This window comes from Bacillus sp. LQ01, assembly GCF_057624735.1.
Genome location: NZ_JBYEZL010000001.1, coordinates 2,025,618 through 2,040,632 on the forward strand (window position 1 = coordinate 2,025,618; position 15,015 = coordinate 2,040,632).

The following is a 15,015-nucleotide window of genomic DNA, read 5'->3' on the forward strand; positions in this document are numbered from 1 at the left end:
TTGGAGAAGAGCAGTTAGCTTTTGCTAACTGCTCTTTTATTTTTTCAAAAAGTCACATAAATATCTTTAATTCCAAACATTCAAAAGATAAAATGTGATAAAATTGTTATGAAGATATTTACCAACTAATACATGCGCCCTAGACTTACGTACTAGGGCGCATGTATTTTTTAGTATGTAACTCCTTCACTCATCTATTATCTACAAAATAAGTATCATATGCCTTATCAAATTCATATCCTAACTTTTCTGCTAGTTTAGCAGATGTAGTATTCGCTGCGTCCCAGTTTGGATACTTTCCATTTTCTAAGCAATCCAATATAATAGCTGCACTAACTACAGTTGCCAAGCCCTCTCTTCTATGATTGTGATCAGTCGCAACTTCAATTTCAATCCCATCATTATAAATACTATAGGAGGATGCACCGCATACAACTTCTCCATTATATAAAATGCTATAACCTATACCACGGTTTATATAATCTTCTATCGAATGAAATTGACTTGTAAAATCTTCAGATATCTTATGTAATTTGGGGCTATTTGCGATATGCTCATCTATTCTTCTTAACTCATATTCTTTTGGAAGTGCTGATATAAAAGATTGTAATTTTGAACGATTAAAAACTTCTGGATTTCGTTTGAATTTATAACGTAAAAACTTATCTATTTTTCTTTCATGGAATGTTTCTAAGCGTTGTTTCCACTCTTCACTATTTACGATAACTAAAATTCTTTCTGGAATATTACGTAATAACTCTTCTGTTTCTTTCGTATTTGGGTCTCCAGCGTAAAATGTAAAAATTCCTACCGTAACTTGTGCTACTGTTGGATTTTCAAGATCATTTACCCAAGCAGTACCCATATGCCCTTGTAAATAAGAAAGTAAAACAACGTTATTGAAATCCTCAAACATAGAAACTAGTTTTTTTCTTGTATGTATATTCGCTTCATATATCATTTACATTCCCGCCTTCTTTAGAATCAACCACTCTTAACATTTTCATGAGCGCTCCATAATTCGTATTCATATACACACCCACCTGTTCATCATAAAAGCAATTGACTATTAAATTGAAACTTCGAATATTTATAAAATATCAGTAAACATAAAATGATTATAACATCTACTTACTATGAAATGATCAACCTATAAAATAAGTCAACAATAAATATATTTCTTACTCGTTAACAAATGGCTTAAAGGATCAACATAATTAATTATGTAACAACCCTCAACAATAGTTTGAGGGTGCATTTAAATACATGTATTATAACTCATTTTTATAAATAAAAGATTCCGTCTCACCGTTCTTATATACTTTAGTCAATTTAACAACTGACTTGTACGTATTATCGTCATCCTCTATCATTTTTTCATCTCTTCTATTTCGGCATCACCAGTTCCGCCCTCTATTTTTAAACAGTTCGAAATGGCAAGGTATCCGCTTGATGCCAATATAAAAATAAAAATCGTATCAGGAAAATTAATAAATAATAATCCGTAGTTTAAAGGGTCTCCAGCTGGATGTGATAAAAGTAATCGAAAACCTACCAGTTCAGGTACTTGAACAAAATCTCTAGAAACTCTCGGTTCACAACCCACTTACACTCCATCCCTTCTCTATATAGAATTGCTACTACATACATATAGGAAGAAAATAAGAAAAGCTTGGACAATATAACTTTAACGTAACATTATCGTTACCTACTCGTACATTTATATGGAAATCACACCAATTTTGAGTAAGAACACATAATTTTTACTATAAATACATATAACAATTTCATCTTTCATAAAAAAAACGTTATAATGAGGTGTAGCCTCTACGATTACGTTATAAAGGAGATTAAAATTATGGCTAAAATTAAAGTGTACCAAGCAAAAGAAGAAAATATGGATGCAGTAAAAAATATCATTGATGTTGAGGAACAAAACCCAACTGCTGAAAATTTACAAAATCTATATGCGTGTGTATTAGATACTGAAGATATGGCATTGCCTGAATCATATATTGAAGAAGATATCTTAATTGATTCTATTGAAGTTATGGTTAACGCTTCTCAAAGCAAAGTAAGAGACTTAGGCGCATACGATGTAATCGAAGTTCAAAACAAAGGCAAGAAAACGCAAATTTTATTACTTGCAGACGAAGAATACGAAATTATCGAAGGCTAATCTAACACCGTACATACGAAAAAGCTCCTTTCCAATTGGAAAGGAGCTTTTTCATTACGCTTTTGATGTTTCACTCTTTTTATTCATTTGTTCTTTCTTAATTACCATACGCTCATTTCCCATAAAGAAAATGAACATGAATGCTAATCCAGCTGGTACCAATGCCCACATGAATGTTTGAACAATTGAACTAGAAAGAGCGTCAATAATCTTATCTAATATTTGCGGAGGGATTTGAGATCTTGCCGATTCTGATAAAATGGCTCTTGAATCCCCTAATTTTGTATTCATTCCCCCGCTCATCCCTTTAAATGCTTCTTCTAATTGATCTTGGAAACCTGTTCTTTGGATCATTCCGAAGATTGTAATACCTAGTGTCATTCCTAATGAACGAATGAAGTTACTCGTTGAAGTTGCAGATCCACGCTGTTCCATACCGAAGTTATGAATTGAAGCCATACTTAGTACAGAGAATGAGAAACCTACTCCAAATCCGATAATAATCATATAAACCGTTAATAATGCACGACTTGTTTCTGGCGTTAATGTACTTAATAAGAATAATCCGATTAACATAATAACAGCAGAAATAATCATAATGTTTCGGTAGCTCAGCTTAGTCGTTAAAAATCCACCTAACTGCGCTGTTACGACTGATCCTAGCATCATAGGTAAAAGTAATAATCCTGAGTTTGTTGCAGTCCCGCCGTATACACCTTGAATGAATAACGGAATGTAAACAGTTGCTGACATAAATGCAGCACCGTAACATAATGCAATAATTGTACTCATTCCGAATAAGCGCTGCTTAAACATCTCAAATGAAATAATTGGTTCTTCTACTTTTCGTTCAATAAAAATGAATGCGATGATTAAAATAGCGAATCCACCAAATAAACTTAAAATAAAGCTAGAATCCCAATCATATTTTTGTCCGCCTAGTTCAAGCGCAAACATTAAAGAAACTACTGCACCAACTAAAGTAATTGCGCCAAACCAATCAATCTTTTGCTTTCTATGAACGCGTGATTCTTTATAAAAGAATGTAATAAAAATAAGTGCTAAAATGCCAAGTGGTAAGTTAATATAAAATACCCAGTGCCAGCTAATGTAATCGGTAATATATGCGCCAAGTAATGGCCCGAAAATACTAGATAATCCAAATACAGCTCCGAATAAACCACCCATTTTCCCGCGTTTTTCAGGTGGAAAAATATCAAAAACGATAGTAAACGCGATCGGCACTAATGCCCCGCCGCCAATACCTTGAATGGCACGATAAATACCTAACTGTGTAATATTTTCAGCAGTACCACAAAGTGCCGAACCAATCATAAAGACAATTAAACCGAAAATAAAGAATCTCTTTCTACCATACATATCTGATAGCTTACCGAAAATAGGCATGCCTGCCATTTCTGCGACCATATAGGCAGAAACGACCCATACAAAGTTTTCGAGGCCTCCTAAGTCACCAACGATTGTTCCCATCGCCGTTACGACAATGGTATTATCCATCGATGCCATTAAAATACCTAGCAATAAGCCCGCCACAACAAAGCCGAGCTTATTATTCTTCTCAACCATATCTCTTGCTCTCCCTCATACTACTTATATTTGTTTATGTTCTTTTACGACTGCATTACCTTTTTGATTAAAACTAGTATGATATTCTACAACACTAATTTCACATCCAGGACCAATTGTGACGTTGTTGCCTCTTACAACTTCAGCAATCGTATGTTCTAAATAGATATCATCTCCTTCAACAATTGAAGTTTGGAGGTTTCCAGCATGACTAGTAAAAGGAATAAATCTCGCTTTTTTACGAACGGTAATTTTTTTACCACCAATTTCTCTTACCTTACTGCCTTCATAACGAAGTGAGATTTGAATATTTTCAGCATTAAGTAATCCATCACTTTCAAGACCACCAGTTAATGATAAATCTTCTACTTCAATATCTCCCTTTACATTTAAAGCACCTTTTACATCTACGAAATCACCTGAAAACTTTCCTTCAATATTTATCATACCTCTAACTTTTGTTTTTTCAATATGAGCATCACCATGAATTTGTGTATTACCATATACTTTTACATATTCCGCATCTACATTTCCTTGTACTTCGTTATCTCCATACACGACATAGTTTTTCACTTTCACATTACCGCGTACATCACTCGTTCCGTACGTTTTAAACTCATTGCAACTCATATCATTCGTAATTGTTCCTTCACCGCGAATCTTCACTTTATTATAATCTCCGCCTGCTGAATTACCAGAACCATTTACTGTGAGACTATGTGGATGTTCCATACTGATTTCTCCCTTCCGTTAAACCTGCTTAATTTCTTTTACATTTGCATTTTTATCAACAGTAAGAACACCGGTATATTCAATCAGTTCAATCTCACAGTTTGCTCCTACTGTAACATTGTTTCCTCTTACCGTTCTTATGTGAGCATAATCAATATCGATATTGTCACCTTCTAATAGTTCAGCTTCTAACTGCAAGCCAAATACTGTTTTAAATAGCCTACTAAATGTACCTGATCTATGTCTTACTTTAATCGTTTGACCACCAATTTCTTTCGCTCGACATGTACCGTGAATATTTATATTAATTTCATCTGCGCTTAATAAACCACCGATTGTAAATTGTCCTTCTGAAGAAAAAGTATCCACTTCACAATTACCGTCAATTGTAGCTTGACCATTGACTTTAAATTCTTCACCAGTGACATTTCCACCTATCGTACCTTTTCCTGCAATTTTTAAACTGTTTGCTTTTACATTTTGCGTAATTGTTGCTTTTCCATCAATTCGCATCGTTTCAGCATGAACTGTGCCATCAACTTTACCAGATCCGCTAATTCGTGCACTGCTACTTTTCAAATCGCCAGTAACTGCACCGTAACCGTTACATTCAAATTGCTCACATTCAACATTTCCATTCACAGTTCCTTTTCCGTTTAATTGCACTTTATGAAACTCGCCACCATTCGATGAACCGTAACCATTTATAATCAAATTATCTGTACGCATACTTTCTCCTCCACTACAACAATTTAGTTTTTAATGCTTCGGTATATTTCATAATCGCTTCGCGTAAAACGATTTTGGTGCCTTTTTCAAAAATTAAATCGTCCACGTTTGAAACCAATAAACATGTAGAAATACCTAACTTTCGGACAATAATTAAGTCACAAGTTTTATGTTTAATTGCTTCATAATTTTCACGTAAAACTTGCAAGACCATTTTTCCTTCTTCTAAACTAATCTCTCCTGATTGTAGTAATTCTTCTAACATGTACACATAAAGAATATCTACAAATTGAAACTCTGCTCTTTTATTCGTTTGTTCTATGAAAAATTGTAAAACTGGTTCTGATGCAATCCCCTTGCATAAAATGTCTTCCTTTGTTAAAAGAATTTCTCTCACACTCGGCGAAAACATGTTCGCTAGTTCATCAAGTGATAAATCCTCTTTCATCGTTTGGATTTTATCGATACGCTCTAATATCTTTTCTTTCGGAAAAAATGTCTCTTGACCTGTAAACGTTGATTTTCGTACAAACCAATCTTCCGGAATTAAATTTTTTCTTTTCCACCTATATAACTGTCCGTATGAAATACCAGTTAGTTCTAATAAATCTTTTTTTGAAATTAAATCTGTACTCAACTGTATAACACTCCTTCCTGATAACAATGTAACATAACACTGTTACGCTGTAAATAGACTTTTATCACAAGTAGCGTAACAATGTGTAAAACAAACCTATTCCTACATACAAAAAAGGCTCTTACACACCTTATGAAAATGTGCAAAAGCCCTTATATATCAAGACTTAAACCAAATATTATAAAAATCAATCCAACCTTGTGAATTAATCATTATATTTTGAACTTTTTCATGTGTACTTACCTCTTGTTTATTACGATATAAAGGAATAATATGAATTTGACGTAACAAAGTATCCTCGATATCGCGTAACAGTGTAACTCTTTTCTCTAATTCTTCTTGTCTAAAATAAGGAGACAACTTTTCATGAAAGTCCATGCTGCTTTGTCCATGAATAAAACTATTTTTTGTAAGAAACATATATAATAGACTATCTTCTATTCGTTCACTAATTGTAGCACTATCATGCATCATATCGGCCTTTTGTATCGTACTTACTTCCAATAGCTCTTCTATATCAAGAAAATTATTTTCTACACGAATCCCGTATTTCGCACACTCTTTTTGTATCCACTGTGCATCTTCAACATGATCTCGTCCTGTAAATGTGTAGAGTTGTAGCACTTCATTATGATAAGTACTCCTTTTAATTAAACTTTCTACATCTTCCTCAATCTCTACAATGCTTTCACCTGCTAATATTAGTTTTTTTGCCACTTCTCCACGTTCTCCGCCGAGTTCTTGAACGATTGTATAACCATGAATGATGTTATATAACGCTTTCCGAAATAACTCATCTTGCATTGGTCCTTCTTTCGTAAGATTACATGTTATATATGTCACGTTCGACTCAAGCCGAGACAATTCTTTATTATGTTTTTCTTTATCTTTATACTGCGCCTTTACTAAAACATCGTATGTACCTACACCTTGTTCTACATTCCACAACTCAACACGATCTAAAAAAGGTCTTTCACGAAAATATAAAGGATGTCCTTCTAAAATGAACAGATTTTCATTACTTTTATATAATTGAAAAGGCCCGGTTCCAATTAGCCCTCCTGCTTCATCTTCATTCACGATAGAACACTGTTCTGCACTTAGCATATGTAAAAACATTCGATTTTCTGTATGTAATTGAATTTCGAAAACGTAGTCATCCACTGAACGGATACTTTCAACGTGTTGTAACATCCATGTGTGTGCATTATTTTCCAGCTTTATAAATCGATTCAACGAGTATATAACATCATGTGCAGTAAGTTGTTTTCCATTATGAAAGTGAACTCCTTTTCGTAAGTAAAACGTCCATATTTTTTCAGCGTCATTATATTCCCAGTGAAATGCAAGTCTTGGCTCTATAATGTTTGTATTACCGTCTACATACACGAGTGTGTCGAATATATGTTTTACCATATGGCATTCTGAGCGCATTGTAGCGTATACAGGATCTAATGTGATATCTAAATTCATTTGTACTTGCAACCGGAGTACATCTCTTCTCCCTTCAGATGTCATTTCAACCTTATGACCAAATATTGAATCCACCCAGGAATGATATTCTCCCTTTACTGATGGAAAATGTGAGCTATAGCGTTCCACAAATATACTTCCGCTTTTCACATCCCCTTTTTTCGTTATTTCTTTTCCTCTATCTAAAATTAAAGACATCGGGTGCTTTTGAAATATTAATTTAGAACGATTTCCTCTGCCGCGACCTGGAAACCACTTAATCCAATTTAACTCATCTAATTTTTTTATAATTAATTTACTATTACGCTCTGTACAAAATAGTGTTCCAGATATATTTTGCACTGTTACTTCCAATCGTTCTCCCTCTTTTTTCCCTTTTCCATAAGCAATCCATAGTTCAATGTATTGATCTAAAATAAACATCATACTCCCCCTAAAAGGTGAAAAATACTCCCTATTGTTTCTACCCTTTTTCCAACTCTCCTTTCATCTTATCATTTCAATATAGAAAGGAGGAATTAATATTGAATTATCTCTTACTTCGTTACAATAAACCTATTTTTATTAGACTGTGCGGTGAATTATTAACCCGAACGACTGAATCTATGTTAGCTCTCATTATGATTATTTACATCAATAAAATGTTAAACGGCAATGTAATTATAACTATGCTGATTTTCGGATTACAGCCACTTTCAGACATTTTATTTACACTTATTGCTGGAGGAATTACTGATAAATATGGCCGAAAAAAAATTATGTTACTCGGATTATTACTACAAGGTGTTGCAATCGGTAGTTTCGTTTTCGCTCAATCCGTTTTTATATTTGCACTGTTATATGTCATTAATGGTATTGGCCGTTCCTTATACATTCCAGCTCAGCGTGCACAAATTGCTGATTTAACAAAACAAGAGCAGCAAGCAGAAGTTTTTGCTCTCCTACAAACGATGGGAGCAATTGGATCCGTAGTCGGCCCTTTAATAGGTGCAAGTTTTTATAATACTCACCCAGAATATTTATTTATCGTGCAAAGTGTAACCCTTACGATATATGCCGTTGTTGTTTGGACCCAGCTCCCAGAAACCGTTCCACCTATGAGTAAGTCGAAACAAACAGTTGAGGCAAGTTCACCAAAGCAATTCATTTTTAAACATTATGCCATATTCGGTCTTATGGTTTCTACACTTCCTATTAGCTTTTTTTATGCACAAACTGAGACGAATTATCGTATTTTTGCAGAACATGTATTTCCTAATCTCGTATTCATACTCGCATTTATTTCAACATGCAAAGCCATTTTGGAAATCATTCTACAAATCTTCCTCGTAAAATGGTCTGAACGATTTTCTATGGCGAAAATCATCCTTATTTCTTACGCCTGCTATACAATAGCTGCAGTTGGCTTTAGTTATTCAACGACGATATTCTCGTTGTTCTTCACCTTACTCTTTTTAGTCATTGGAGAAAGTATTGCTCTAAACCATTTATTACGATTCGTTTCAGAAATTGCACCTCACAATAAACGTGGTTTATATTTTTCAATTTACGGTATACACTGGGATATATCTCGAACATGCGGACCAGTTATTGGTGCAGTTTTATTAAGTAAGTTAAATGGAAGTATGCTGTTTTATATTTGTGCTAGTTTCTTATTAATTGGAGGTATTGTTCAAGCACTGTTTGTTCAAAATTTAGAACGTAAAAAAATCATGAACCAGCCTACACATAATTTATAGGTTACTACTTTTTCAGTAGATCAATATTTCTTATTGGATGAATATTAAAAAACAAAAGTGAAGTATTTCGCGTATGAAAGTATGTTTTATTTGGCAGGAGACGTTCCTTATTTACAACTAAAAACACCTCACTTAAGGAAAGTGAGGTGTTTTTGAAATCACTTAATTTCTTATCCTGCCATTTTATTAATACTATCCTCTGGTGAAAATACAGAAATATGATCTACCTTACCAGTCGATTTTGGAATGACAAATTTCAGCTCATACTGGTTATTTACTTTGTATACATATATTTTATCTTCACCATTCTCTTTAACTGAAGATGGTTTTCCTAATGCTTTTTCAATTTCTTGTAATGTAATCAATTTTAGTTCTGCATGATATGAGCGTACATCAAAAACTTGTGACCCTTTATTAAATCCGAAAACAACATTTTTATTTGTAAAAATTGCGTACATTCCGTTCCCTGCATATTCGGTTTTATTTGCTTTCCCCCACACTTTTTCAATTTCTTCAATATCCCCTGTATGGGCTCCAAATGGTACATTAGGTACTTTTCCTTCTTTTGCGAGTTCAAACAAATCTTTAACGTGGTTAATTGATTTTTGATTAAGTGTTCTATTTTTCGAATCTGGGTCAGGCGATGGTTTTGTTGTTTTTTCATTGCTTGGTTTTGCTTCAGGATTTTTCTGTTCTTCTGAAAAATTACTTTGTTCATTTTTATTATTTTCCGAGGTTGGATTTGTTTCCTTTTTTTCGTCTGTCTCTTTACATGCGGCTAGCGCAAACATACATGTAAACACCAAAAATAACATAACTATTTTTAAATATATTTTCATCATTTTTACCCCCTATTGCATCTTATTCATTTCGTTAACCAACCCATTACACTACTTTTCAAATTATGTTTGTTCCAAAAAGTCACTGCTTCATTCTCTCCAAAAGCTTGTACAAAATATATTACAAAAGCTGTTTCTAAAAAGTAACCAAGTCTGTTATATCCGATGTAACTACCTCCTGATAAACGAAACCATTTTCATATCCTTATTTAAACCTTCTCTTCTCAATGATAATATCCTCTATCTATAACTTAAAACATGCTCTCACAACAGCTCCTTGAAACAGAAAAAAACCAGTAGGAAGTGATTACTCTTTTCCTACTGGTTGAAATAAAATTATACGGTAAATCTTAGCTTCTTAAAAAATGTAGCGATAGTATTTTTTACAGTTTCAAAATTATAAGCAAACGTGTTATCTCCACTTAATGATGAAATACATGTTAAACCTGCAGCTTTAATAAAAGCTTTTACATCTACAAGCATAGAATTAGCCTCCATGAATTTAATTACAATCATTATAACAGGTGTTTTACGATGCTAACATGAAAGTAATAAATAAATTTCTATTATTAATTTATCCCGCTATTTGCCGGGCAGTAAGATCCCCACCTCAAAATTCAGCGGAAACAAAGAAGTTAGGTGGGGGCCCTGCTGTCCGTAAAAGCCCGATTGGTGAGGGCTGATAATCAGTGGGGATGAACAAAACCCCCACTGATTAAAGTTTCACTTTATTTAGCTCACAGTACACCATTCCAATGTCATATAAAAAAGCTGCCCAAAAAGGGCAGCTTCAAATATGTATATTACACTTCGATTGATTTACCATCTTCAACAATATGATAAAGTAAATGCGCTAAATGATGAATTGGACCGTATTCTTCCTCTTCCTCATCTGTTTCACCTTGGAACTCAAGATCGTTTAAGTACAGTGCTAAAAATTGATAGTATAGTTTTAAATCAAATCCGTAGCACGCAGTTGGCTCTTCATGATCACCTTCGTATTGTAACATTAAGTATTGATCGTTTCCTTCTGCATCTTCTGCGTCAAAGAATACGAAGAATCCAACGTTTGTATCTAAATCAAATAGATGACGAGTGCCTTTTTCTGTTGCTTTGTTGAAGTCCTCTTCACTTAATTTATGTACTGTTGTCGCTTTAGCATTATCTTCTTGATGGAAATTTACTGTAAATGTTTTCAATGCTGACACCTCCTGATTGTATAATACTAGCATAACATATAAAAAGGACTGCTTACAAATGTAAACAGCCCTTACATTCATTTTCGCATTGCTCGTAATAAGAAGCTTACGATGAAAATCAAAATGATCGCACCGATTAAAGCTGGAATAATTGCATATCCGCCAATGACTGGACCAAAACTACCAAGTAATTTCGAACCAACCCAAGAACCGATAATACCAGCAATAATATTACCAATTACACCACCAGGTACGTCCTTTCCAGTAATTAAGCTCGCAAGCCATCCTAATATACCACCGACGATTAAAGACCAAATCATATAATAACCTCCTTTGCATTTCACCAATCAAAATATAATTAGAAACAATTGCTTACCATTAGTTATGTGACATTTTTCATAAGTTATTCATGTTGTTCAACTTTAAGATTTTTGAGAATAATACACACAAATTAAACCTTTTTTTGAACTAACGATTTATCCGACTTGTTATTACACACATTAAGGACAATCTGGCTTCAATATTGTTCGCATAAACTCTTCTTTAAAAGCTGCATAGTTAAAACCAACAGCAATTCTTTGAATCGGCCGATTATCAAACCTTGTTGGCTCAGCTATTTTTCTAAAGTCTGCTACACTTTGGCCCCTAGTCACATCATTTGTCGTACTAATCCACACTGCCGATTTTTTATATTCGAAAATACTGTCATCTATAAACGAGATAAACGGTAGTAAATCGTGTATAGGACTTCCACCAATACCCGGATATTCTTTTTTATAGAAGTTCTCATAATAAAAATCAATCATTGGTTTAATGAGTTTCGCCTGTCCAGTTCCTTGTTTATCTATTATATTGGCCATTTCAGGCGTAATAAGCGCGCCCTGTGTTACATTTAACGGGTATATGCTAGCGTTTTTCCCATATTTCATAACAATATTTGCTGCAATTGGATCACCATAAAAATTCGCTTCAGATACTGGTGTAACATTACCTGGAAATAGGAAAGCGCCGCCCATTATATAATACGAACAAATACGATCCATTATATTTGGATACAATAAAAATAACGTAGCAAGCGTCGTTAGTCTCCCTGTCGCCACAATTATAATATCTTCTGGACAAGGTTCGATTAATTTGATTAATTCACAAAAATTTTCTCGTTTACAAATTCTCATCTCAGGTGGAATAATAGGACCTAAACCGTGATCCCCGTGGATTTCAGGGAAAAACAAAGGCTCTTCAGCTGTCATCGGTCTACTCGCACCTTCAATAATTTTCACTTGTGTAGCATAGTACCTTTCTAAAAAATAAACATTTTCCGTAACGATATCTCGTGATACATTCCCGTACTCAGCAACAATACCTAGAATATCTAATTTACATGTTTTATTTGCATAAATTAACGCTACGGCGTCATCAATACCAAAGTCTCCAAAAAAGATAATTTTCTTATTAACTATTCTCACCCCTCTTCAGCATAATCTACTATTATTATTATGTGAAAAAGACAAGGCGGTGAAACAGCGCAAACTAAAAAAGCCGCCTATTTATTGGCGACTTCAATCTTTTTATAAGACAAATATGCAAGTACATTTTTACTTGAATCGTATTTCGGGTTATTTCCTTTTCTCGGCTCTCTCATATGTGTCTTTTCAAATCCAGGAATGTCTGGCATTTTCCCCATAAATTCAAGCATTTCTTCCTCAGTACCTTCAATGCGTACACGAATCATTATAACTATTCCTCAATTCTCAGTTTCTCTGTACTAAGTATATCGTACTTCAGAAAGACTGCAACACATTTATCTTTTTAACGTTATACTTTTTTTACATATAAACATAGCCATTTCAGTATAGAACGATTCTACTTTATTATTTTTAAATTGAATATTAAAATATTCCTTCATTTCGTTTGGTGCTTTCATCATACATTCTGTTAATTTTTCACGCTTTTGTAAAGGGACATCCATCATATTACACCACCAGTCAAAATTAAACTTCTTATCAAAAGTAAGACATGACTGCATTTGCAAACCATTTTTTTCTAATAAAGTAAGCCATTCTGTCTTTTTTAGAGCTCGTTCATGACTTGGGTCACGCTTTTTTTCTATAAAATTATAAAATGTATCATATTCATTATTTTCTGGCGAAACATTATCTATTAAGATGAATAATCCATTATCCTCCAACGTACGATTTACTTCATAAATAAATTGAGCCGGACTCGTAAAATGATGGGCTGCAATCCGGCATGTAATTGTATCAAAAAAATGGTCTGCAAATGGTAAATTCTCTGCATTTCCTGCTACAAAAGATACATTTTCATGACCATTCTGCTTTATAAAAACTTTTGCTTTTTCTAACATCTGTTCTGTTAAATCAAGTGCAACTACTTCTTCAAACATAGGTGCTAACATATTTGCCACATGCCCGCCACCAGTAGCAACATCAAGAAGACGATTATTATGACGAGACTCAACTTGTTGAACTACATATTGTAAATCCAGTCCTTTAGCATGTATTTTACTATTTACATATTTATCTGCATTGCTGCCAAACTGTTTTTTCACAAGCTCTTCTTTACTCATATTATCATCTTCTTTCTATTGTTATTTACATATACGACTCATATAATTATTACAATTCTCTTAATGTATTTTCAAATCCTCTTTTCATCTCACTTCTTATCATATTTACCTTTCATTAAAATAATATAATTTTGCATTTTATTATTAAACAAAAAAAGGCTATGGGAACTTCCCCCCTAACCTGAATAAATATTTACTACATTTTTATTTCTTCGTATATATCTATATAATATAAATCCTCTTTCAACTTCATAATAACATCTACTTCGTTATAAGTAGCCTCACGAGCATGTAAACCAAATTGATCCATACCAATCCATATCCACCCAGGTGTAAGATATAAAACATCTATATTAAAATAATCTAACTTAGTAAGCTCCGATGTAATAAATTTATCTTTATTAGCGATTTGTTTATCTATTAAACCGTATTCTTTCCCATTTTCAAATAGCGATATAAATTTCCCTACAATCGGATGTTCACGAACAATAAAATGATATTCTTTTTCCTCTATATTTACCACAATCAAACGAGAAACAGATAAATCAGGCCCTGAATTCGACATATTTGTTTATTCACCTCCTTATATAGGCTTCTTAAATATGATAACAAATGAATATTCAAATTAAGTTAATATAATGTAAAAAATAAAAAAGCTGATTTCCCTTTAGAAATCAGCCTTTATAATTTGATCAACTTTATTCTTTTACAAATTATTATAATGTTTCTTTTTCCTCATCATTTCCAGAAACTAAATTTCCTATAGCATCTGCTGTTACTTCCACTACAAATTCACAAATACCAGCCACAACTTCTCCAATTATTTCATCCATCTTTTTACCCCCTTATTTTATGTAACCTATTTGCATTATAGAAGAAACTGGTAAATACAAACTATCGAAAAAGGTGACATAAACCTTACAGAATTGTAAGCTCTTTCATTTCTTTACTTATCCCCTTTGAAACTCCAAGTATTTTTAGCAGACATATAGGCCATCATAATATGAAGCAAGTAATAATCTAGTGTCAGGAGGCGTTTAATATGTATTACGTAAAATTAATTAAAGGTCAATCTTTCTACGCTTTTGATCATCGTTTCTTAGTGTCTGAAGAAGAAGAGGTTTCAGAGAAAATTTATAATTACTTGCGACGTAATGAATTTTTTGAAGTACGTAAAGAAGAATATTCTGCTTAATTACAAAAAGCATTAAGAAAAATATCATCTTATTGTGATATATTCTTAATGCTTTTATGTGAATTTCTTCTTTTCAATAATTATTGTTGACTCTATTAAATAATCCAGTATTTGTCCAA

General features: G+C 33.2%; 17 protein-coding genes and 2 pseudogenes. 3 read left to right on the top strand and 16 right to left on the bottom strand.

Features of this window, described 5'->3' with window-relative positions; genetic code table 11:
* Positions 1-190: 190 nt before the first annotated feature.
* Positions 191-961, bottom strand: a complete 771-nt coding sequence (locus tag AC22L0_RS10605; RefSeq protein WP_000638734.1) for a GNAT family N-acetyltransferase — start codon at positions 959-961, stop codon at positions 191-193.
* Positions 962-1,271: 310 nt separating this feature from the next.
* Positions 1,272-1,597: pseudogene (locus tag AC22L0_RS10610) on the bottom strand (BC_2878 family exosporium-associated protein); the annotation flags it as partial.
* Positions 1,598-1,858: 261 nt separating this feature from the next.
* On the opposite strand from AC22L0_RS10610, the gene AC22L0_RS10615 reads away from it, so the two are divergent.
* On the top strand, positions 1,859-2,179 hold the full coding sequence (locus tag AC22L0_RS10615) for a hypothetical protein (protein WP_001062727.1): 321 nt from the start codon (positions 1,859-1,861) through the stop codon (positions 2,177-2,179).
* 54 nt (positions 2,180-2,233) lie between these two features.
* Here AC22L0_RS10615 and AC22L0_RS10620 read toward each other — a convergent pair whose 3' ends face one another.
* The 5 genes from AC22L0_RS10620 to AC22L0_RS10640 form a co-directional block, all read right to left on the bottom strand.
* Positions 2,234-3,766, bottom strand: a complete 1,533-nt coding sequence (locus AC22L0_RS10620) for an MDR family MFS transporter (protein ID WP_000229619.1) — start codon at positions 3,764-3,766, stop codon at positions 2,234-2,236.
* A gap of 24 nt (positions 3,767-3,790) precedes the next feature.
* Complete coding sequence (locus AC22L0_RS10625; protein ID WP_000400911.1) at positions 3,791-4,498, bottom strand: hypothetical protein; 708 nt, start codon at positions 4,496-4,498, stop codon at positions 3,791-3,793.
* A gap of 18 nt (positions 4,499-4,516) precedes the next feature.
* Positions 4,517-5,227, bottom strand: coding sequence for a bactofilin family protein (locus AC22L0_RS10630; RefSeq protein ID WP_001258384.1), 711 nt, complete (start codon positions 5,225-5,227; stop codon positions 4,517-4,519).
* 13 nt (positions 5,228-5,240) lie between these two features.
* Complete coding sequence (locus AC22L0_RS10635) at positions 5,241-5,864, bottom strand: YhbD family protein (protein WP_000102238.1); 624 nt, start codon at positions 5,862-5,864, stop codon at positions 5,241-5,243.
* A 159-nt stretch (positions 5,865-6,023) separates the two neighbouring features.
* Positions 6,024-7,760 (bottom strand): ABC transporter substrate-binding protein, encoded by a 1,737-nt coding sequence (locus AC22L0_RS10640; RefSeq protein ID WP_048567582.1) that lies wholly within the window; start codon positions 7,758-7,760, stop codon positions 6,024-6,026.
* Positions 7,761-7,861: 101 nt separating this feature from the next.
* Here AC22L0_RS10640 and AC22L0_RS10645 point away from each other — a divergent pair, with 101 nt between their 5' ends.
* Positions 7,862-9,076 (top strand): MDR family MFS transporter, encoded by a 1,215-nt coding sequence (locus AC22L0_RS10645; RefSeq protein WP_001108454.1) that lies wholly within the window; start codon positions 7,862-7,864, stop codon positions 9,074-9,076.
* A gap of 170 nt (positions 9,077-9,246) precedes the next feature.
* Here the strand turns inward: AC22L0_RS10645 and AC22L0_RS10650 are convergent, their stop codons facing one another.
* The 9 genes and pseudogenes from AC22L0_RS10650 to AC22L0_RS10690 all read right to left on the bottom strand — a co-directional run bounded on the left by AC22L0_RS10650 (position 9,247) and on the right by AC22L0_RS10690 (position 14,266).
* Positions 9,247-9,918 carry a YjgB family protein gene (locus AC22L0_RS10650; protein ID WP_002103234.1) on the bottom strand — a complete coding sequence of 224 codons (672 nt, stop codon included), beginning with the start codon at positions 9,916-9,918 and terminating at the stop codon, positions 9,247-9,249.
* Positions 9,919-9,941: 23 nt separating this feature from the next.
* Positions 9,942-10,112 (bottom strand): annotated as a pseudogene (locus tag AC22L0_RS10655) (aminopeptidase); the annotation flags it as partial.
* 139 nt (positions 10,113-10,251) lie between these two features.
* Positions 10,252-10,398: a hypothetical protein gene (locus tag AC22L0_RS10660; protein WP_000959548.1), complete on the bottom strand. Its 147-nt coding sequence runs from the start codon at positions 10,396-10,398 to the stop codon at positions 10,252-10,254.
* 320 nt (positions 10,399-10,718) lie between these two features.
* On the bottom strand, positions 10,719-11,114 hold the full coding sequence (locus AC22L0_RS10665; protein WP_000847587.1) for a hypothetical protein: 396 nt from the start codon (positions 11,112-11,114) through the stop codon (positions 10,719-10,721).
* A gap of 77 nt (positions 11,115-11,191) precedes the next feature.
* On the bottom strand, positions 11,192-11,434 hold the full coding sequence (locus tag AC22L0_RS10670; protein ID WP_000638306.1) for a GlsB/YeaQ/YmgE family stress response membrane protein: 243 nt from the start codon (positions 11,432-11,434) through the stop codon (positions 11,192-11,194).
* 180 nt (positions 11,435-11,614) lie between these two features.
* Positions 11,615-12,580: a nucleoside hydrolase gene (locus tag AC22L0_RS10675; protein ID WP_087967011.1), complete on the bottom strand. Its 966-nt coding sequence runs from the start codon at positions 12,578-12,580 to the stop codon at positions 11,615-11,617.
* A 77-nt stretch (positions 12,581-12,657) separates the two neighbouring features.
* Positions 12,658-12,846: a DUF3970 family protein gene (locus AC22L0_RS10680; protein ID WP_000621885.1), complete on the bottom strand. Its 189-nt coding sequence runs from the start codon at positions 12,844-12,846 to the stop codon at positions 12,658-12,660.
* 69 nt (positions 12,847-12,915) lie between these two features.
* Entirely contained in the window at positions 12,916-13,701 is a 786-nt protein-coding gene (locus AC22L0_RS10685; protein WP_087967009.1) for a class I SAM-dependent methyltransferase, read from the bottom strand.
* A 196-nt stretch (positions 13,702-13,897) separates the two neighbouring features.
* Complete coding sequence (locus tag AC22L0_RS10690; protein ID WP_000071478.1) at positions 13,898-14,266, bottom strand: hypothetical protein; 369 nt, start codon at positions 14,264-14,266, stop codon at positions 13,898-13,900.
* A gap of 477 nt (positions 14,267-14,743) precedes the next feature.
* Between AC22L0_RS10690 and AC22L0_RS10695 the strand changes: the two genes are divergently transcribed.
* Positions 14,744-14,896 carry a YqbF domain-containing protein gene (locus tag AC22L0_RS10695; protein WP_000291905.1) on the top strand — a complete coding sequence of 51 codons (153 nt, stop codon included), beginning with the start codon at positions 14,744-14,746 and terminating at the stop codon, positions 14,894-14,896.
* The last annotated feature ends 119 nt before the right edge of the window (positions 14,897-15,015 follow it).